Origin of the sequence: Wolbachia endosymbiont (group A) of Clivina fossor (assembly GCF_964026865.1) — a bacterium.
In the GTDB taxonomy this organism is placed as follows: Bacteria; Pseudomonadota; Alphaproteobacteria; order Rickettsiales; family Anaplasmataceae; genus Wolbachia.
In genome coordinates, this window is record NZ_OZ034707.1 from 846,028 (window position 1) to 867,000 (window position 20,973).

Here is a 20,973-nt window from a genome sequence, read left to right on the forward strand (position 1 = left end):
AACCTTAAAGTATAGTAAAATATGAAACAAAGATAAAAATCAAAAAACCAACTTCTCAACTACTAACCGAATTGGAGTGCTATATATTCCAGTTACTATTGTTAAAGCTGCCATAAACAATAGACAGAAAAGCATAGGAAATGGCACATCATTAATTTTGTCCGGTGTCATTCCAGCGCTTGATGCTGCACTATTTTCAAAATACATTTTCTCTACCATCTTCCACATGTATATTAGTGCAAGAAAAGAACCGGCAGCAAAAGCTATCAGGGAAATCCACGCGCGAGATTCTATAACTGCTTTCATTATATACCATTTGCTTACAAAGCCATTTGTTAGCGGCACACCGACTAATGCTAAACTAAGTAGAGTAAACGCAAGTGCTGTATAAGGCATTGATTTCTTGAGTCCCGATAAATTCTCTATTTTTGTTGTATCAAATTTGTAAGAAATACATCCTGCAGCCATGAATAAAGATGTTTTTATTATGCTGTGGTTTACTATGTGAAGAATTGCTGCAAATACACCTGTTTTTGAGTTAAAACTCAGTGCTAAAATTATATAACCAATTTGGCTGACACTAGAATTAGCAAGCAGTCTTCTTATATCTTTTGCAGTTATTGCAGATATTGACCCAAATATAACAGCGCAAAGTGCGAGGATAATTATCACGTTGCTTAGTGATGGTTTAAATAAGAAGAAATTCTGATGGAAAACAGTATAGAAGATCCTAATGAAAACATATATCATCACTTTTGTCACTGTGCCTGAAAAGAATATGCTAATGAAACTTGGCGCCTCACTATATGCATTAATCAGCCACCTGCTTAATGGAAACAGTGCCATTTTAATTGAGAGACCAACAAAAATGAACAATGTGCCAAGTTTTATGATGTTGTTATCGTATAATGGAACTATTCTTTCAGCCATGTCAGACATATTGAGCGTTCCTGTCATGGAGTACAAAAGCCCAACACCAAACAAGTAAAACGTTGCCCCTATAGTGCCACTAATTAGATATTCAAATGCTGCAACCAAGGCTTTTTTATCCCTTCCCATTGAAACTAATACATAAGAAGAAAGAGATGAAATTTCCAAAAAAACATAAAGATTGAATATGTCGTTTGTTACTAGAATCCCGAGCAGTCCGCTTAAGCACAGTAGAAATAGAGAGTAAAAACCAGTGATTTTGTTTTTGCTAATTTCTTTTTCGTTAATATAAAAGCTATAAAGCACGCTAATCAGCGCTATAAAATTCACCAAAGTTAGAATCAAGGAGTTTAACACGTCGATTCTTAACTCTATTCCATGCGGAGGAGCCCAATTTCCAAGGTGATAAGTTATAATCTCGCCTCTATATGTTTTTATGAGTAGTATTGATGAAATGATAAGAGTGATTGTTGTTGCAATAAAAGAAATAAACCAAGATACCTTGTGTTTCTTGGTAAGAAAGCAAAACATTGATGCAATTATTGGTATAATAACTTGTAAAATTGGTAATTGCATTAAATTGTTGTTAATATATCGTTAAAGTATTAGTATATATAATACTTTTTGTTTTAATACTCTTATGTTATCTAAAATTTGTAACGCAATAAAACGCCTATTACGAAGAGAAGATAAATTTGTAGGAAGAGATGAAAATGGAAATTCTTACTATGAATCAAGTAAAGGGAAAAGGTGGATTATGTATAGCAGTGTTTCTGAGCCTACAACAGTGCCTCCGGAATGGCATATATGGCTTCACTATACTGATAATGTAGTACCAGTTAATAATAAAAAAAGAAAAGTAAAACATACTCCTAATTTAACGGGTACAAAAGATGCATACTATCCAAACCAAAAAGTGAAAAATTACTATAAAAGCTGGAGTCCTGATAACTAAAGATGCGAAGGTCAAATATACTTGAAATAACCGCTGGATTATTTGTATTGGTTTTCACTATTTTTCTGATTTTCTTTGCTATTGATAAGCTATCTTACATAAAGAAAAACTATAAGGATTGCTATAAAATATATGGTCTTTTTGCTAACGCTAACGGTATAGGAGTTGGTGATAGTGTCAAGATCTCTGGTGTGGACGTTGGAAGCATAACTGGTGTGTCACTTGACAAAGCTACCTACATAGCACGAATCGATATGTGCGTAAGCAGAGATATAAAGTTGCCAGTTGATAGCTCAGCTCTGATCACTAGCAGTGGAGTTGTTGGCAGTAAATTTGTTAATATATCACCTGGATCAGATATTAAACTAATCTTGCACGGTGGTAAAATAGAGTATACTCAAGCTGAAGCAAATATGGGTGGAATAATGGACAGAATTCTTGGTATGTTTACGAAGTAAAAATGGCAGGATTCCAAGTATATCCGTTCAGGTGAAGCCTCCTGTAGTTCTAAAGTATTTAAGGAGTTTGCCTTATTTCTTGTCTTTTCTACCCCTTGCTAACCTATAATTGGGGTTTATAGTACAGCTTAACAGTTGCAGTGCATGTCTATCAATGATAAAATGAAGATTAATTTATTTTGATATTATGATTGGTTTACTGTTTGCCGTACTGTTGTTTTTTTGTGGTAGTGATGCACTTGCAAAACAGGAGCCACGTTCAATAGCTGGAGATAATCACATAAAGGTAATAAATTATAACCCACAAGCTATACATAAGTATACGGGTTTTTATGGTTATCAATCCAGCATATTGTTTGAACCAGGGGAGGTAATACAAAACCTTTCAATGGGTGATTCAACTGGTTGGCAACTCCTTCCTCAAGGTAACAGATTGTTTATTAAGCCTATAGATGATATTGCCGATACTAACGCAACTATAATTACCAATAAAAGAGTTTATTACTTTGAACTTCATGCTGAAGAAGCAACTGGACTAGATGATCCAAAATTAGCATATGAAGTAAGGTTTCTTTATCCATTATTTAGCAGTGATGAGATTTACACAACAAATAACGGCGATATCTTCGAACAAGCTAGTCATACCATTATTCCTGATATAAACGACATTGAAGTTGTAAAGAAGGGCTTAAATTTTAATTATTCCATCTCGCACGTTAAAGGCAGTCAGTCAATAATACCAATTAAGGTTTTTGATGACGGAAAATTTACATATCTACAATTCAATAAAATAAACTCTGATTTCCCGGCAGTTTTTATGGTTGATTCTGCAGGGTATGAGTCTTTAGTAAACTTCCGTACAGCTGACAACTACCTGATAATCGAAAGGGTGAGTTCAGTGTTTACCTTAAGGAATGGATCAAGTACAGTTTGCCTATTTAATGAAAACATGCCTTTCAAAAAAGGTAAGTGATTACTATCTAAAGGCTATAATGCCCGAGATATGGGTGCAAAGTTTTTTCTATGATGTTCTGTAATTCCATAAAGGCCAATAGCGTTAAGGTGCTCTTTTGTCCCATATCCTTTATTTTTATACCAATTATATTCAGGATGCTTATTGTGCAATTCTTGCATAAGCCGATCTCTCGTAACTTTTGCAACGATTGAAGCTGCTGCAATTGATGTACTCAAATTATCACCATTTACTATGGATTTCACTTGCCATTTCACTTCAGGTGGTTGATTACCATCAACTAGCACATAATCTAATTCTAGGTCCAGGTCTATCAACGCACGTTTCATTGAAAGTTTTGTTGCTTGCAAGATATTGTATGAATTTATTTCTTCTACGCTTGCCATTCCTATACCAAATTTTGCAACGGATGTTATTTTTTCATATAGGACTTGCCTACATTGAGGAGTCAACTTTTTCGAGTCGTTGATTCCATCAATAATTGTATTTCTATCAATAAACACTACGGCTGCGGATATTACTGGACCAGCTAGCGGACCTCTTCCAACTTCATCCACTCCTGCTATCACTCCTGATAATTTATTTTCTAATGTAAAGTCTGGGTATTTCATAGGTTTTTATAATAAGAAAGTTATAGTAAAAACTGAACAGATAATAGAAATTATCCAAAATTTCATAACGATTACATTTTCTGACCATCCCTTCTTCTCAAAGTGATGATGTATTGGTGCCATAAGAAAAACTCTTTTTCCTTCTCCATATTTAAACTTTGTATATTTAAAATATGATATCTGAATAATCACAGATAGAGTCTCTATTACAAAGATTATTCCAATAACGGCAAAAAGCATTTCTCTCTTCATTAAAACGCTAGTTAACCCTAAAGCTGCACCAATTGACAGGCTTCCAACATCACCCATAAATATTTTTGCTGGATGTGTGTTAAACCACAAGAAACTTAAAATAGCTCCTATAAATGCAATGCAGAATAAAGTAATATTCATATCTGCTTGAGTTATATATGCAATTAGCCCCAAAAAAGCAAAGGAAGTGATGACTTGAGTTGCAGCAAGGCCATCCAAACCATCTGTGAGATTCACAGCATTAGCAGAGCCGACAATTACAAACGCAGCAAACGGAACATATAGATAGCCAAAGTCGATTATTACTCCTTTAAATAGAGACGTTTTTGTAAAACCTTCAGCAGAGTATAGCTTAAGTATAGACATACTAACCAGAGTTACAATAAACTGAATAAGTATTTTGGTTTTTGCACTTAAACCTCGATAGTGATTTATCTTCAATTTTAAATAATCATCAATAAATCCAAGTAGAGCAAAAAATAGAGTTATCAATATCAGCAGCAAAATTTCTAGTGTTAACTGAGCCCAGAGTAAAATTGGTAATAAAGAAGAAATCAGTATTATTATTCCGCCCATAGGTGGTACATTCTTTTTTGTTATTAAATGACTTTCTGGTCCACATGATCTAATTGGTTGCCCATCTTTACTTATTTTTTTTAGAAGCTTTATAAAATAGGGAAAAAGAATAAACCCAAAAACAAATGAGGTAAAAAATACTTTTGTAGCTAAGATCATCTGCTTACTTAAATTGACTAAGTATCATACCACCTATAGCTAATAAAGCCAACTTCTGTCATCCTATAGCCTATTCCTCTTTTACTTCATTTTTTCCTAACTTGGTGCGTATAATTACAATAACTCTGGAATGGTGTGAAGAATTATATTGTTATCTTCTGCAAAACAAAATTCGCTATTTTTATCTGTCCATTTATACATTTCTTTTAGATTAATCTCAGAAGAATCATAAGTATCATATTCCGTTTTTTTATGATAATCATAATAGTGAAACTTATTATTTTTATCAAAATAACCAAATTCATCAGTCAATGTAGCCTTTTTTTCACCCTTTCCACTATTTATTACTTCGAACACTACAGCTTGATGGTTACCTAGAGAATCTGGTTCAGCAATTCCTTCTGTAATAAAAAACGATGGCCGATGGCTAAGTAACTCACCAAGATTTAGGTTACGTTTTTCTTTCATACAACTCAAACTTATGAATTTATATTCATCTGAAACGTTCGAATACTGTGGATCGTATTTTTTATATTCAAAGAATTCATTACCTAAAAAATTACAAAACGTTAATTTATAATCATCATTATTAGATTTAATAACTTTTAAATAGTGAAAATCCCTTGGGACAATTACCTCCTCTTTCGTAACATGATTACGCATGACCAATTGATCATCGAGCATGTAGTAACCTATTTTTGGTAAAGTAGCTATGGGCTTATCATTCAAGGCAACATTTGCTTCATAGATGTTATCCGATAACTCTTCCCCTTTTTGCAAAGTGAATTTCTGCTTTTCGTTGTTAGTCTCGGTTAAATTGCCTATTATTGTTGATACATCACTTATTGTTAATACATCACATTTATCTTTTGTGTATTGATATTTATAGCAACCAACATCTTTACACACTGAAAGACACTTTCCATTTTTGTCTGATATATAGATATAATCACCTTCTATTGTAAAATAAAGTCCACCATTTTCTCCTTTGATCTTCTGTAGTACTGGATCATTTTCATCATTAAAATTGATGAAGTTTAGTACTTCAGTTGTTGTACTGTGTCTAGAAATGGGTAATTTGGCACCAAAATATGGAATATCTTCTATGTGGTAAAGCGAAATCTCTATTGGTTTTGATCTAAGCTTTTCTATAATATTGTCCCTGTTTGCACTTATGATATCTTCTTGCTGTATAATAAGATTCTCTTCTTCACCATCTTTATTTTTCACTTTCAGAGGTGATTTTCCCTTATATAAAACTATTTTATCACCCAGCTTCTGTAACTTTAAATCACTAATAGTATCACCCAACTCAGCCGTACCAATGTGTGAACGAATAGTATACTTGTTGTTATTAATCTCTAACCTGTAATATGCAGTAGGAAGTTTAATCAGCTTCTTATAGAGCGGATCTTTATTATCTATTCTAAATGTATTTCCCATACTATTACCTTAAACAATTAACAGCCTTCAGATCAATCGCCTTGAAACTACTTGGAGGAGTGACATCGCTCATAAAACTCCTTGGCTGCTCGTTATCTGTTGCTGTTTTCTCAATATTAACAAACCCCCTTTGTTGCTCATTGTTTTCTAATGTTCTTTCCATACGATCTTTGAAAGTAGTCAAAAATCTATCAGTTTGTTTGTAATTTGGACATGATTTTTTTGCAGATAAATATAAGAGTTTTAACAGCTCGTTACGACTTTCATCATTAAATAATGACCTATCTAGAATGGTTGACTGTAGTTTTACTGGATCAAAATTTAGGCTTTTCTTTGGAATGCCGCATTTTGAAGCTGTTTCTTCTAATACTTTTTCAAATTTTGTAGCAATATCTGCTGCATCCATTACTTTTACCACTTGATTAAGCTCTTGTATTTTATTCTCTATTTTATATTCATCTTGTTTTACAAAAGGATAAAAGAAATTTATTACTTGAGATATAAATGAAGTTGGTCTACCTGCTCCACTTGTCACTGGCAGATTGTCTGAATTTTTAATTTCCCTCTTCTTTATACGTGCAGTACAAACTTGATCTGTAGGTTTTGTTTTACAAAATATATCCTTTACCTTACTATAAAGTGCTTGAGTATTTTGTTCTGATTGAAATGCTTTATCAGCAAAATTGTCAGCCTCTTCTTTAAAATCTTTAGCTTCTTTGGCAGATTTTTCAGAAGCGCTTTTAGCTACCTCTGCTGCTTTCTGAGCATTCTGAATTTCAATTTTTGTTTGATTCATCTTGCGCAGAAACTGATCAGCAACTGCAGCACCTATTCCATCTTCTCCCTTTGAGCCTTTAGGACCAGGCGCTCCTGTGTTGCCTTTAGGACCTACTAGACCTTGAGCACCTTTTTCTCCTTGCATGCCATTAAAGCCTTTTAGACCTGGCAATCCATCCATTCCTGGTGCTCCAATTTCACCTCTATCTCCCTTGAGACCAAGATCACCTTTTATTCCAGGCATCCCTGGTAATCCATCTACTCCTTTGTCACCTTTTAATCCATCTGTACCTGGCACTCCGGTATCTCCTTTATCACCCATATCGCCTTTAGGACCTATGTCTCCCTGATCACCTTTTATTCCAGACATCCCTGGTAATCCATCTACTCCTTTGTCACCTTTTAATCCATCTGTACCTGGCACTCCGGTATCTCCTTTATCACCCATATCGCCTTTTGGACCAGCATCCCCTTTATTACCAGACACACCTGGCGCTCCATCTACTCCTTTGTCACCTTTTAATCCAGCCGTACCCGGCGCTCCGGTATCTCCTTTATCACCCATATCGCCTTTTGGACCAGCATCCCCTTTATTACCAGACACACCTGGCGCTCCATCTGTACCTGAAGCACCATCTACTCCTTGAGGACCTATATCTCCCTGATTACCTTTTATTCCAGGCATCCCTGGTAATCCAACATCACCTTTCTCCCCTTGCATGCCATTCAAGCCTTGTGGACCTGGCAATCCATCCATTCCTGGTGCTCCAATTTCACCTCTATCTCCCTTGAGACCAAGATCACCTTTTTCTCCAGACACACCTGGCGCTCCATCTGTACCTGAAGCACCATCTACTCCTTGAGGACCTATATCTCCCTGATTACCTTTTATTCCAGGCATCCCTGGTAATCCAACATCACCTTTCTCCCCTTGCATGCCATTCAAGCCTTGTGGACCTTGTATTCCTGGCAATCCATCTACTCCTTTTGCACCCATATCCCCTTGATCACCTCTAGGACCTACTAGACCTTGAGGACCTGTATCTCCCTTTGCTCCCGGCAATCCATCTGTTCCTGGTGCTCCAAATTCACCTTTATCCCCTTTTAGACCCTGAGAACCTTTCTTCCCTTGCGTACCATTAAAGCCTTGAGAACCTTGTATACCTTCGTCACCTTTTTCTCCAGGTATTCCTGGCGCTCCATCTGCTCCTTTATCTCCCTTACCACCTTTTGGTCCTTGAACTTTTCCTGGATTTTTCCTTAATTCTTCTGAAATGCTTTTTGTTAGCTCAGTACTGTTTGCAAGTTTCTCTACCAATGTATCATTGTCAGCACTACTTAGTAACGCGTCTGCTAACTCTTGAGCTCTGTTATCAATTAGTTTAGTAGCTATTCCTTCGTGAATATTTTCATCATAAAGTCTTCCTATGATCTGTTGCTCTAGCAGTAAATTTCCACCTTTATCACGATATTCAAGTACTTTATTCGCAATGGTTTCATTGTCAATTAATTTTTGTGCAACCCCAGTATGCAGACTTGAACTGCCTGCAAGTTCTTCCATTAACATTTTTCCACTGGAATCAGTGAAGTTAAGCATCATCTCCTTAAACCCAGTGGCTCTAGTAGTGACTAGCTTATCTGCAACTTCTTCAGGATTTGCATCCATGCCACTATGCCCTTGTTCACCCTTTGCGCCTCTTGAACCAGAGAGGCCCTTGAAACCTCTAGGACCTTGTATACCCTGTTCTCCTTTATCTCCCTTGAAACCTTGTGGACCTACTAAACCTTGATCACCTTTATTTCCTTGAGGGCCTCTTGGACCTGCATTTCCTTGGTCACCTTTTTCTCCAGGCATTCCTGGCAACCCAGTATCCCCTTTATTACCAGACACACCTGGCGCTCCAGCAACTCCTTGAGGACCTACTGGACCTGAATCTCCTTTATCACCTTTAGGACCTACTCGACCTTGAGCACCTTTTTCTCCTTGCGTGCCATTAAAGCCTTGTGGACCGGTTTCTCCTTTTAGTCCAGCCGTACCCGGCGCTCCGGTTTTACCTTGTTCGCCTTGTGAACCAGGTTCACCTTTCCAACCTCTTGGTCCTTGGGGACCAGCTTTTCCCAGTTCTCCCTTTTTACCCTCTGGACCTATTGGCCCTTGAGGACCACTAATACCTTTCTCTCCCTTTGTTCCACTTGGACCTTGTGGGCCTATATTCCCCTTTGAACCTTTCAATCCCAGTTCTCCAAGATCTCCTTTTGGACCCCGCGGACCAACTTCTCCTTTTAATCCTTGCTCACCTTTTATTCCTGGTTGTCCATCTAACCCTGGTCGTCCTGGTGCACTGGGCTCACCTTTTAAACCTTTAGGACCTGGCTTTCCTGTTAGTCCTGAGACTGCATAAAACTCGCCTTTTTGGCCCTTTTCTCCAGGTATGCCTGGCAGCCCATCGAGACCACGTGGTCTTGGTTCGCCTCTTTGACCTGGCAAACCTCTTGGCCCAGGAGGTCCATCTAGTCCTTTAGGACCAGGGGTTCCGTCTCTACCATCTTGACCTGGATAACCTGGCTCACCTTTTTGACCTGGATAACCTTTTCCACCTGGAAGACCTGAATGATCTCTAAAGCCTGGCGACCCAGGCTCGCCCTGTCTACCTTTTTCACCTGGAATACCTGGAATACCTCTAGGACCTGGAAAACCTTCATAACCTCTTAGACCTTTATCACCTGGAGGACCTCGATAACCTGGAGGTCCTGTCATTCCTTTTACTTTGTCCTGCAGAGTCTCAATCACGTTTATTAAACATTCAACTTTTGCTTCTAAGCTTCTAGATTTTTCACATTCTTCAAGATTCATATCAACCTCTAAACCATTACTTATACCAAATCTCATAAATAAGTAGGCAAATAACTCACAGAACAAATGGTTTTGATCGAACTTTCCGTAATATTACGAATGAATGCACATACAGTATCCTCCAATAAACTAACAGAGTCATATATTCTATTTTTAATGAGATTGTCTTTCAAATATTGCCATAAACGCTCTACTGGATTTAACTCTGGTGAATATGGAGGTAAATAGATTAAGGTAATATTTTGTGGTATTTTTAAACCTTTGGATCTATGCCATCCTGCACAATCCACAACAAGAAATGCCTCCCTTGTTCCTAAATATTGTGACATCTGCTCAAGGAATATATTCATACAATCAGTATTGACGTTTGGTACGAATAAGCTAGAACTCTCTCCATTTCTAGGATTAACTGCACTATAGAGATAAAAGTTTTGCCTACCTAATTTTACCTTAACCTGTGTCCTAATGCCTTTTTTAAACCACCCGTGTCCAATCTTTGAATGTGTGCCAAACCGCGACTCATCGAAGAAAAATAGCTCTTTTTCGGGATACGTGACAATAGTTTCATTAAGATTTTTTTTTAAACTCTTCTTGTTTATTTTTATCCTGTTTATTGTGCACAGGCCTTGGAGTAATATACGAAAAACCTAACTTTTGCATCAGTCTATGTGCTGTAGACTTACTTACCTCAATAGAAAACATTTTCTCAATTATGATTTTTAATTTCTTAGCCGTTAGGTTGGCTCCTTCTTCTGCTATGACATTTTTAATTTCTTCTTGCTGCTTGTAGCTCAACTTCGGCTTTACTCCACGTCCTGGTTGTATTTTAAACGCATTGACTCCTCCTTCCTTAAATCTTGTAATCCACTTCATCAATGTAGTTCTAGTAATTCGGTATATTTGAACAACTTTTGTTATTCCATATTCTTTTGCAGATATTATTGCCTGTAATCTTCTTCCTATCTCTCCTCTTATGCCGTGCTTCTTTAATTCCAGGTTACACTTATTATATAATTCTTCTCCTATTGCTTTACTTTTTCCTGCCATAACTCCCCACTAATTCTTAAATTATTCTATTTTAGAAATTTTTCTTTATTCGTCTATTTATTTTTAGGAATTGGTATTACTTTTACTTTAGCAGCCACATGATAACCTGTGCCACAGGTATTACATCTCCCGTTTCTAATTCAAAACGCACTTTTGCCACCACTTTGTAACCTATACTCCAAATATAGTTAATTCACAAGTATTAATTATTGATTAATAATGATAATATGCAAATATAGTCATAAAGCAACTGTTACACTTGAATTTCTTCCTGGTTTCTGTTGTCATCATAACATTAAAAACACTTTAAGAAAGCTGCTTAGTTAAATTAACTTGGACAAGTAAATAGCAGCTTTGCAGCCTGTTTTTATGAATGAGGATAAAATGTTGTAGCCAAATGCGCTTTCAGCATTGTGCTGAATTGCAATATCTCTGTGTTCTAGCTCCTCATCGCGGAATTTACTTATAGTTTCTCTTAATTCCCCATCTTCTAAATGTGAAACTTGCTCTTTGTAGTGCTCCCCTATAACTTCTTCAACTGCAGCAGTGCAAGCCATAGCAGCTTTTTTGCCCATAATGGCAGTTGCAACGCCAAGTGACACTCCTAAAACACGCCAAACTGGCAACAAAACAGTAGGACGAACTTTTTGCTCTTTGATTTTCTCATTAAAATAGTGAAAATGCTTTTTTTCCTGCTCTTCCATTTCAATTATTTCATTGATTATAGAAGATTTTTTAAGAATAAATTTTTGACCAGAATAAATGCAAATAGCTCCATATTCCCCAGCATGATTTACTCTAATTGCCTGTTGCAAGAACTGATTGTTGCTGTACCTTAAATTATTTAGATTTCTTTCTTTCTCCACAATACACCTTACCTGATACGAACAGAGCTGCTATGAGATAAATTAAATTCCATGTTGCTAAGGAAACACCTAGAACGTAATGAGGTCTGTCACAAGATGGAGAGTAATTAGGATTTAGTAGATTATTTCTGAGCTCTTCTATACTAACGTTACCACTTGCTTGCTCTGTACAACCTAAAACATCATGAAATAAGAGGAGTTCAAGACCTACATGATAAAAAGATATTACTGCACCTATGAGGTAGCTGCAAAACATTGCATAGATTAGAATTTTGTTGTCTTTAAGCATGCATACTACTGCAAGTAACCCTGCAACATAGTAAACTACCCGCTCGTATGTACATAACTTGCATGGCAGCATGTTGAAAAAATATTCTAGCACATATGCAAAAATTAGAGCAAAAGCACTTGATAGCAGAAAGATTGTAGGAATTCTGGAGTTATTACACACGACTTTAAGTAAATTATTATAAAGACCCCTGAAAGTATAAAGCAGAGTATTCATTTTGCATAGGGATTTTTATTTTTTTTCAAAAGTAATCTGACTGGCACACCATCTACGAAGAAATTTTTTCTAAGATCATTAATTAAATAGCGTTTATAACTTTCATCAACACTTTCAGGTATGTTACATATCAAAGAAAAAGCTGGAGGTTTAGTACCAATTTGAGCGATATACTTCATTTTAACTGCTTTACCTTTTACAAGCGGGTGAGAGTGCCTATCTAAAGCATCAATTAGCCACTTATTCAGTTTTGCAGTGCTGACTTTCTTGTTCAAAGATTCACTCACTTCAAGACACTTATCTATCACATCGCCGCAGCGCATGCCTTTCAATGCAGAAATTGTTACAGTTGGCACTTTCAAGAATAACCGAGTCACTTCCTGTTGTTTGACAAATTTTATTAACTTACTTCTGTCATCCTTACCTATTAAATCCCACTTATTTAAAACAACAATAATCCCTTTCCCTCCCTTAATTGCAGCTTCACCAATTGATAAATCCTGCTGCTCAATACCAACTAGGGAGTCTAGCATTAAAACTACCACATGAGAGCGCTTGATTGATTCTAAGCTTTTTTCAACAAATCTTGATTCTAAGTCATCTATAACATTCGCCTTTCTGCGGATTCCTGCAGTATCAATGAGAGTAATTAGCTCCCCATTATGATCATATACAATATCTACAGAATCACGTGTGGTGCCTGGCTCTGAATTCACTATTACTCTGTTTTCTGTAAGTAGGCTGTTTAAAAAAGTTGATTTTCCGACATTTGGGCGACCGATGATTGCAATTCTAAGTTTACTGGACTCACTGCCCAATAGATCAGTGTTTTCATTCAAATTTTCAATAACATCAGCTAATGCATCATAAAGATCAACCATGCCAAGATTATGTTCGGCAGAGATATACACCGGGCCAAGAAAATCAAAAAACTGCAAATAATCAACATTTTCAGACTTATGACTCTCGCATTTATTTGCTATCAGTATCACAGGTTTATTTATTTTTCTCTTCAGCCACTTTGCAAATTCTTTGTTTTGCTCATTTTGCACTTTTGCATCAACAAGAAAGAAAATGATGTTTGAATTGGATAGAGAAAATTTTATTTGTTCAATAACTTGTAGTGAAAAATTAGTTTGGTCGTTCCATCCTCCTGTATCTATAACTTTAAACTCTAAATCGCTAATTCTGCCTATTCCTTCTCTTCTATCTCGTGTAACCCCTGGAATATTGCTGACCACCGCTGCTTTTCTTCCCACCAATCTATTAAAAAGAGTTGATTTACCAGCATTTGGTAGGCCTACTATAGCGATTTTTAGCATAATTTAAGAGCACCTTCTATACACAGTAAATTATAACCGAAATCTTGCAATTTAACTATTGACTTTGTAGGTTATATCAATATTCTCAAGTCAAGATATTTTATCTTAACTTTATTATGTGAAATGGAGGAGTTATGTTAGGGCTAGAGCAAATAGAAAGTGTAGGTAATGGAAAATTAGAACAACAAGGGTCACAAAAGCATTCATATAAAATAGAGCGTCCAGAAAAAACAAATGATTTCCAGTTAAGCATGACAATATATCAAAAATCTGAAAAGGAGAAACGAGAAAAGATCTTAAAGCAAGCAGAAAATATAGAAAAAAAGTATCAAGTGCCTTCTGATAGCCAAACTGTAGGAAAAATGTTAGATGAACTATTAAAAGTTATAAAGCATGCAGATAAGGACAAAATCATGTTTGGCATGCCGGGCAAGTTGGTGCACGGTATGCCTGAAGAAAAAGAGCAAGAAGCGATAAAAGAAACATCATTAATAGGCTATCTGATAAAAAGTGCAAGCCTAATCAAAAAACAAAATTTAAGCCTTGAAAATAGTGAAAAAGAAAAGTTGGATTCTCTTTGCTTAAAAGTATCCAATTTAATTTTAACGGGTACATATATTAAAAAAGAAATTTTGGATTCATATTGTGACGGTATACCAGTAGATTCAACTCTAGAAGAAGAGCGTAACAGCTACTTATTGAGCCTAGAGCAAGCTGTGTGTAGCAGTATTGAAAATGACGAAAAAGAAGGAATCATAGTAGAGAGAGACAATGAATCTTATTGTGTAAAATGTCCAGAAGAAAGTGTGATCACTCCTGCAAAGTTTATGAATTCTCCGGAATTTAAGGACTTAGAATATGGTGCATTGCGAATGGGAGAAGGAGATGATGTAATCCGAATAAAAAACGGACAATATCATGATATGAAAGGCAAAGTAAAAATGATCTTTAAAGTGGGTGATGATGAAAAAATTGAAATGACTTTATCTTCTATAAAAGATAATACATTAACTTTTGGTGCAATAACAGTGCATATTGATGATAAAAGTTGTGAAATCTTCTCAAAGTACCTTGAAGAGCTAGAAAAAGAACCTCGTGTAAGCAAGGTCGTCGAAGCTGCTAAAAGTTTTGTACAAAGTAAAACTGTTTCACCTCCTCTTTCTTCTATGGGCGATACTAATACATCCAATCACCTTGAAAACATTGGCAAGAGCGCTGAACAGAGAAGTTGAGAAGCAATAGCTGTCCACACATACACTGTTGCATATAGCAATAGTGTATGTGTATAGTTAATAGGGTTTGTAAACTTAATAAAGTCTACAACTAATTTGAAAACTACTTTATTGTATGCAAGACTTTGAAATACTAGAAAATCTAAAAACCAAATCACTAGAAGCTGAAAAAGGAGGCGGTTCTAACAGAATCAATAAACAACACGAAAAAGGGAAATTAACTGCTAGAGAAAGGCTCAGTGTATTACTCGATGAAAATTCGTTTGAGGAATACGATAAATTCGTGAAGCATCACGCAACTGATTTTGGCATGCAAAATGCTAATTTTTTAGGTGATGGAGTAGTGGTTGGTCATGGTACTATCTTCGGCAAGAAAGTTTTTGTTTATTCTCAGGACTTTACTGTCTTTGGTGGATCACTTGGTGCATCACATGCAAAAAAAATATGCAAAATTATGGATATGGCAATTAATGCCAGGGTTCCAATTATCGGACTAAATGATTCTGGTGGAGCCAGAATTCAAGAAGGAGTAAATTCCCTTGCTGGTTATGGAGAAGTTTTCCAAAGAAACGTAAATGCATCGGGCGTTATACCACAAATCTCTTTAATTATGGGTCCATGTGCAGGAGGGGCTGTTTATTCTCCAGCATTAACTGACTTTACTTTCATGGTAAAGAATAGTTCATACATGTTTATAACCGGACCAGATGTAGTAAAAAAGGTTACCTATGAAGATGTAAGCTTCGAAGACCTCGGTGGAGCAAAAATTCATACAAGCAAAACAGGAGTGGCAGATTTTGCATTCAATAATGATGTTGAGATGCTGCTAAAAATGCGTGAATTCTTTACTTTCTTACCAGCAAATAATCAAGAACCACCGAAATCTGTACCAACCTGTAATGATGTTAATGAGATTGATGAATCCTTAAACACTCTAGTTCCTACCAATCCTAACACTCCTTATGATATGTATGAACTCATTGAAAAAGTTTGTGATGAGAAGAAATTCTTTGAACTAAAACCTGATTTTGCTCGTAATATTATAATTGGCTTTAGTAGAATTGGAGGAAATACTGTTGGTATTGTTGCAAATCAACCCATGCACCTTGCAGGATGTTTGGATATTGATTCTTCAAGAAAAGCTGCAAGGTTTGTAAGATTCTGTGACGCATTTAACATTCCTATCATCACACTTATTGATGTTCCGGGGTTTTTACCTGGTACAAATCAAGAATACAATAATATAATACAACACGGAGCAAAGTTGCTTTACGCTTACGCTGAAGCGACCGTGCCGAAAATTAGCCTTATCACTAGAAAAGCGTATGGTGGTGCATATATCGTTATGAACTCGAAACATTTAAAAGGTGACATAAATTATGCTTGGCCAACTGCTGAAATAGCTGTAATGGGCCCTGAAAGTGCAGTTGAAATTATATTTAGGCATGAAAAAGATCAGCAAACGTTAATCAAAGAATATAAAGAGAAATTTGCTAATCCATTTTTTGCTGCATCATATGGATACATTGATGACATTATAGTGCCAAGTAAAACAAGGCATTACTTTTGTAAAGCATTAGAGCTACTCAAAAACAAGAAAGTAGAAAGGATATGGAAAAAGCATGATAACCTGCCTCTGTAACTTTCTTTTAGGCCTTGCTTACAAGTTATGCAATATTATAAGTGTAATCAGTGTGCCGTTACCAAGACTCGAACTTGGGACCTCGTCATTACCAATGACGTACTCTACCACCTGAGCTACAACGGCAAGTTTATATATTATGATAATGAATAATACAAAAAAGAATAAGGAAAAAGAAGAGGAGAAAAAAAGATTAGCGAAAGCTTTAAAGCAAAATATTTTGAAAAGAAAAAAGCAGCAACAGAGTAGACAAGATGCCAGAACTACCAGAAGTAGAAGTAATCTCTAACTTTTTGCTTGATAAAATTAAAAACAAGCAAATTAGCAATGTTATAGTTAATAATTGGAATTTACGTGCCCCAATAACAAAAAATATTGATGATATGCTAAAGGGCAAAGTCATAAGCAACATCAAGCGTAGAGGTAAGTATACGATCTGGAATACAGATGGTAGTATGGATGTAATCATACATCTTGGCATGAGCGGAAAGCTTATATATGCTGACCATGATCAAGTGCGGAATAAGCACGATCACGTGGTATTTTTATTTTCCGATAATACTTCAATAATCTTTAATGATCCAAGAAGATTTGGATTAGTTATTATTTTAAGCAAAGAACAAGAAATAAATTTTTTTGATGGTTTTGGAATAGAGCCCCTCACGGATGAATTCAGTGGAGACTATTTACAGGAGTTGCTGAAAAACAAAAAAGTGAATATCAAATCAGCATTAATGGACAATAAATTAATAGTTGGCGTAGGCAATATATATGCTTCTGAAAGTTTGTTTAGAGCCCGCATATCACCACTCAGGTCAGCAAAAGACTTGACCTATAGAGAGTGCGAAAAACTTGCTGCTGAAATAAAAAATACTCTGAGTGATGCAATTGCTGCAGGCGGTTCAACACTGAAAGATTATGCACAGCCATCTGGATCTGCTGGATACTTTCAAAATAACTTTTACGTATATGGTAAAGTTCAAAAACCTTGCAAAATCTGCAACAATATCATAACACTTATACGACAAAATGGCCGTAGCACTTATTTCTGCAACGTATGTCAGAATTAAGATTTTATTTTTGAATATGACATTTTTACCTGAAAAAGATCCGATTAACTTGTTTTCAAAGTGGTATGAAGAAGTACTTAATTCTCCGTGTAAACAACCAACTGCAATGATGCTAGCAACTTGTAGCAAAGACTGCATTCCATCTGCAAGAGTAGTATTACTAAAGGAATACAGCAAAGAAGGTTTTGTGTTCTTCACTAACATAAATAGTAGAAAAGGAAAAGAACTGACCGAGAACCCTAAAGCTGCATTAGTGTTTCACTGGATAGAATTTGCTAGGCAAGTGCGAATTGAAGGAGATGTTAAACTTCTAAACGATGAAAGAACTGACAAATACTTCTCTTCTCGAGCGCGCGATAGTCAAATTAGCGCATGGTGCTCAAAACAATCGAGCATTCTGAAAGATTGGCAAGATTTTGAGCAAGCTATAAAATTGAAGGAGAAAGAATTTTACAATACACAAGTTTCTCGTCCTGACTTTTGGGTGGGATTTTGCGTAATCCCAAAAGTAATTGAATTTTGGCAAGAAGGTGAATATAGGAGACACACTAGGTTTAGATATACTCTTGTTGAGGGAAGCAATTGGAAAATAGAGCAATTATATCCCTAGCTACATTCGTTATTGCAGACCCTTCTTAATTTACCATTGAGAATTGGATGACACCCTACTAATCCGAATTCTGGATTAAGGATAAAAAAGAGCAAATAACTTATAATTTTATAGCTAAAGTGACTTAGGTTTACCGATAATTTGAAAAACAACAAATTCGTCATTCCGCTACTTGTTAGCGGAATCTATCCTTGGCGGTATGACGTAGGGAAACCTTTCTTGGGTTAGTTATAGAAGGTTAAGGACTGCAAATTTTTCATTGGACAGGCTTCTTATACTTTTGGTGAGGTTAAATTTTGAAGTGAAAATTTTAATAAACAGCAAATAAACAAGTTTATCAAAAAAAGAGTTAAATGTTAGGATTTTCAGCATTCCGGACAATTTAAAATCAACCTGGGATGGAGGAAGTTAGTGGCGGTCACATACTCTTTCATCACAATGATAAAGAAGCTTACCTTTATCTCTGACGTATTTTAAAGGAATTTTGGGATTATTGATGTCTTTACCACCAGTATCATGCCATTTCTTTTCCCATGTAATATAATATGGTTCAAGGTCTTGCGGCGTTAATTTATATATTTCTTTTAGCTCTATTCCTTCATAAATAGCAAATACCCAATCCACCTTTCGGTATTTTGCAATTATTGTAGGATTCATATGATGATGAGTAGAAAAGCTTTTTGTAAGAAGAGCATTTACTGATTTAAGCTCATATTCATTACCATACTCATCAATGGCATCATTTCCCTCGCGTGCTGGAAGAATAGTGAGTCCAGTTAGTAATAAGACTTGTAGGATTTTTCCGCCGTTGTCCTGAAAGATATCATTTATACCATGCTTAACAGCAAACTCCTGATACTTCCGTATATGAGGAAATATATCTTTCAGACATTTTCTGTCTTGATCCTGATTTAGAAGTGCAGTAGGTTCAACACCAAGGGCATCTGCTATGCGCTCAACATTATCTATAGAGATATTTCTCTCACCACGTTCAACGGAGCCTATATATGTTCTGTGTAATTCACATAAATCAGCAAGAGTTTCTTGGGAAAGCCCTTTATATTTCTTATCTTTCGTATATTCTGGGAAAGAAGTAACCGCAAAGATTGTTTTTTTATTTTTGTCATCTTTGTAAGATAATAGTTGACAATTATAAGTCTACAGACTATAAGTATCTTTCATATGGCACATATATTGGAAAAATTTAAATTTAATAATAAACCCACATATACTACAGACAGGGGAGCTGCATATTGTGGAGACTCTCTTAACCTATTGCCGCAATTACCAGATAATAGCTTAGATCTCGTAATCACCAGTCCACCGTTTGCTTTGCAAAGAAAAAAAGAATACGGAAATGAATCCCAAGCCGAATATGTTGCATGGCTTAGTCAATTTGCAAAATTAGTACATAGCAAACTCAAAGATACAGGCAGTTTTGTACTTGATCTAGGTGGGGCTTATGAAAAAGGCGTGCCATCCAGAAGTTTATATAATTTTAGAGTGCTTATACATTTCTGTGATGACATAGGCTTCTTCCTTGCAAAAGATTTCTATTGGTATAATCCTTCTAAATTGCCAAGTCCAATTGAATGGGTAAATAAGAGAAAAATCAGAGCAAAAGATTCTGTTAATACAGTATGGTGGTTCAGCAAAACTGAGTGGCCTAAAGCAGATGTCACAAAGGTGCTAGTGGAATACAGTGGCCGCATGAAAAAACTTATCGAGAACCCAAAGGCTTATTATACTCCAAAAGAACGACCATCAGGACATAATATTGGTAGTAGCTTTGGTAAAGATAATGGAGGAGCTATTCCATCAAATCTTTTGCAGATTCCCAATTCAGAATCTAACAGCCAGTATCTTGCTGCATGTAAGGAACTAGGTGTAAAAGAGCATCCAGCTCGATTCCCTGCTAAATTACCTCAATTTTTTATTCAGTTTCTAACACAACCAGGAGATGTTGTTTTAGATATTTTTGCTGGTTCTAACACAACAGGTTTTGTATGTGAGCAAGAAGACCGTTACTGGTTAGCATTTGAAGAAAATAGAGAATATCTTGCTGCATCTGCTTTTAGGTTCTTAAAAAAAGAATGCTCAAAAGAAACTATTTATCAACGCATTGTTCATGGTGAAGAGCAAGTGTTAAAGGCTAAGCAGTCTGTATTGGATCTTAAGTTCACTCAGCAGTCATTAGTAGTTTAGTTATGCTCTTTGTTCATGGTTTTCCCGTTTTTAGCAATAATTTTTTATATAAGCATTTTTGTTGCCTATCCTCAACACTTTCCACATTAGCGTTACTAGTAGAAGTTACTCTTAAATATTTGTTCATGTTAGCTATAAACATTAAGAAATTTACCAAATGAAAAAAAAGGCAAAAGAAGCCCCGGTTAACATCTATTTAAAAACATTGGCGTTTTTTTATGTTTTAAACGTTTAATAACCGCGACTCAGCTGCTTTTAAATGCAACTCACCTTAGTTTAAATGTTTAAGAAATTTACTAAGCGAAAAAAAAGGCAAAAGAAACCCCGTGTTAGCTAGTTGTCACTCTCTAATCCTGTAAATCGGCGTTCTATACTGTCTTAAACGACTTATAAGCGCGTTTCAGCTTGTGTAGGTAAAAACCCAGAAATGTTGTGAAGACATAAGGTGCACATAGTGCAAAAAATTAAAAATAAGACGCCAACTAC

The 20,973-nt window shown here is 35.9% G+C and carries 19 protein-coding genes and 1 tRNA gene; 9 read left to right on the forward strand and 11 right to left on the reverse strand.

The genetic code is table 11. The annotated features are described in order from the left end of the window. Positions 1-39: 39 nt before the first annotated feature. Positions 40-1,506: a proton-conducting transporter membrane subunit gene (locus AAGD99_RS04345; RefSeq protein WP_341822693.1), complete on the reverse strand. Its 1,467-nt coding sequence runs from the start codon at positions 1,504-1,506 to the stop codon at positions 40-42. Between the two features lie 64 nt (positions 1,507-1,570). Here AAGD99_RS04345 and AAGD99_RS04350 point away from each other — a divergent pair, with 64 nt between their 5' ends. The 3 genes from AAGD99_RS04350 to virB9 all read left to right on the forward strand — a co-directional run bounded on the left by AAGD99_RS04350 (position 1,571) and on the right by virB9 (position 3,316). Further along, on the forward strand, positions 1,571-1,885 hold the full coding sequence (locus AAGD99_RS04350) for an NADH-ubiquinone oxidoreductase subunit NDUFA12 family protein (RefSeq protein WP_064125427.1): 315 nt from the start codon (positions 1,571-1,573) through the stop codon (positions 1,883-1,885). Positions 1,886-1,887: 2 nt separating this feature from the next. Beyond that, positions 1,888-2,343: an outer membrane lipid asymmetry maintenance protein MlaD gene (gene mlaD, locus AAGD99_RS04355; RefSeq protein ID WP_182184055.1), complete on the forward strand. Its 456-nt coding sequence runs from the start codon at positions 1,888-1,890 to the stop codon at positions 2,341-2,343. 187 nt (positions 2,344-2,530) lie between these two features. Then, on the forward strand, positions 2,531-3,316 hold the full coding sequence (gene virB9 / locus AAGD99_RS04360; RefSeq protein WP_253309562.1) for a P-type conjugative transfer protein VirB9: 786 nt from the start codon (positions 2,531-2,533) through the stop codon (positions 3,314-3,316). 14 nt (positions 3,317-3,330) lie between these two features. Here the strand turns inward: virB9 and AAGD99_RS04365 are convergent, their stop codons facing one another. The 8 genes from AAGD99_RS04365 to der all read right to left on the reverse strand — a co-directional run bounded on the left by AAGD99_RS04365 (position 3,331) and on the right by der (position 13,728). Then, complete coding sequence (locus AAGD99_RS04365; protein WP_010082329.1) at positions 3,331-3,927, reverse strand: ribonuclease HII; 597 nt, start codon at positions 3,925-3,927, stop codon at positions 3,331-3,333. Positions 3,928-3,933: 6 nt separating this feature from the next. After that, positions 3,934-4,914, reverse strand: a complete 981-nt coding sequence (gene mraY / locus AAGD99_RS04370; protein WP_341822694.1) for a phospho-N-acetylmuramoyl-pentapeptide-transferase — start codon at positions 4,912-4,914, stop codon at positions 3,934-3,936. Between the two features lie 114 nt (positions 4,915-5,028). Further along, the gene (locus tag AAGD99_RS04375; RefSeq protein ID WP_341822695.1) at positions 5,029-6,357 is read right to left on the reverse strand and encodes a hypothetical protein; all 1,329 of its coding nucleotides are present in this window, start codon (positions 6,355-6,357) and stop codon (positions 5,029-5,031) included. A gap of 4 nt (positions 6,358-6,361) precedes the next feature. Beyond that, entirely contained in the window at positions 6,362-10,024 is a 3,663-nt protein-coding gene (locus AAGD99_RS04380; protein ID WP_341822696.1) for a hypothetical protein, read from the reverse strand. After that, positions 10,021-11,035 (reverse strand): IS630 family transposase gene (locus AAGD99_RS04385; protein WP_341822251.1). Its coding sequence is split into 2 segments (ribosomal slippage): positions 10,021-10,569 and positions 10,571-11,035, totalling 1,014 coding nucleotides; the frame shifts between segments, so codons are not numbered across the junction. Before AAGD99_RS04385 ends, AAGD99_RS04380 begins: the two co-directional genes overlap by 4 nt. A gap of 323 nt (positions 11,036-11,358) precedes the next feature. Further along, entirely contained in the window at positions 11,359-11,901 is a 543-nt protein-coding gene (locus AAGD99_RS04390) for a demethoxyubiquinone hydroxylase family protein (RefSeq protein ID WP_341822697.1), read from the reverse strand. Next, positions 11,876-12,406, reverse strand: a complete 531-nt coding sequence (locus AAGD99_RS04395) for a disulfide bond formation protein B (RefSeq protein ID WP_341822698.1) — start codon at positions 12,404-12,406, stop codon at positions 11,876-11,878. Before AAGD99_RS04395 ends, AAGD99_RS04390 begins: the two co-directional genes overlap by 26 nt. Next, positions 12,403-13,728 (reverse strand): ribosome biogenesis GTPase Der, encoded by a 1,326-nt coding sequence (der, locus tag AAGD99_RS04400; protein ID WP_341822699.1) that lies wholly within the window; start codon positions 13,726-13,728, stop codon positions 12,403-12,405. Before der ends, AAGD99_RS04395 begins: the two co-directional genes overlap by 4 nt. 134 nt (positions 13,729-13,862) lie before the next feature. On the opposite strand from der, the gene AAGD99_RS04405 reads away from it, so the two are divergent. After that, positions 13,863-14,960 (forward strand): hypothetical protein, encoded by a 1,098-nt coding sequence (locus AAGD99_RS04405; protein WP_341822700.1) that lies wholly within the window; start codon positions 13,863-13,865, stop codon positions 14,958-14,960. 115 nt (positions 14,961-15,075) lie between these two features. Then, on the forward strand, positions 15,076-16,602 hold the full coding sequence (locus AAGD99_RS04410) for an acyl-CoA carboxylase subunit beta (RefSeq protein ID WP_341822701.1): 1,527 nt from the start codon (positions 15,076-15,078) through the stop codon (positions 16,600-16,602). Positions 16,603-16,655: 53 nt separating this feature from the next. Here AAGD99_RS04410 and AAGD99_RS04415 read toward each other — a convergent pair. Continuing rightward, positions 16,656-16,728: transfer RNA gene (locus AAGD99_RS04415), tRNA-Thr, on the reverse strand. A gap of 19 nt (positions 16,729-16,747) precedes the next feature. Here AAGD99_RS04415 and AAGD99_RS04420 point away from each other — a divergent pair. The 3 genes from AAGD99_RS04420 to pdxH are packed head-to-tail and all read left to right on the forward strand — an operon-like array spanning position 16,748 to position 18,282. Further along, entirely contained in the window at positions 16,748-16,891 is a 144-nt protein-coding gene (locus tag AAGD99_RS04420) for a hypothetical protein (protein WP_341822702.1), read from the forward strand. Further along, positions 16,857-17,672, forward strand: a complete 816-nt coding sequence (gene mutM / locus AAGD99_RS04425; protein ID WP_341822703.1) for a bifunctional DNA-formamidopyrimidine glycosylase/DNA-(apurinic or apyrimidinic site) lyase — start codon at positions 16,857-16,859, stop codon at positions 17,670-17,672. Before AAGD99_RS04420 ends, mutM begins: the two co-directional genes overlap by 35 nt. A 16-nt stretch (positions 17,673-17,688) precedes the next feature. Next, complete coding sequence (gene pdxH, locus AAGD99_RS04430; protein WP_341823206.1) at positions 17,689-18,282, forward strand: pyridoxamine 5'-phosphate oxidase; 594 nt, start codon at positions 17,689-17,691, stop codon at positions 18,280-18,282. Positions 18,283-18,690: 408 nt separating this feature from the next. Here pdxH and AAGD99_RS04435 read toward each other — a convergent pair whose 3' ends face one another. Further along, a complete protein-coding gene (locus AAGD99_RS04435) occupies positions 18,691-19,389 on the reverse strand; it encodes a helix-turn-helix domain-containing protein (protein WP_341823207.1) in 699 nt (232 codons plus the stop codon). A gap of 87 nt (positions 19,390-19,476) precedes the next feature. Here AAGD99_RS04435 and AAGD99_RS04440 point away from each other — a divergent pair, with 87 nt between their 5' ends. Beyond that, on the forward strand, positions 19,477-20,487 hold the full coding sequence (locus AAGD99_RS04440) for a site-specific DNA-methyltransferase (RefSeq protein WP_341822704.1): 1,011 nt from the start codon (positions 19,477-19,479) through the stop codon (positions 20,485-20,487). Positions 20,488-20,973 lie beyond the last annotated feature (486 nt).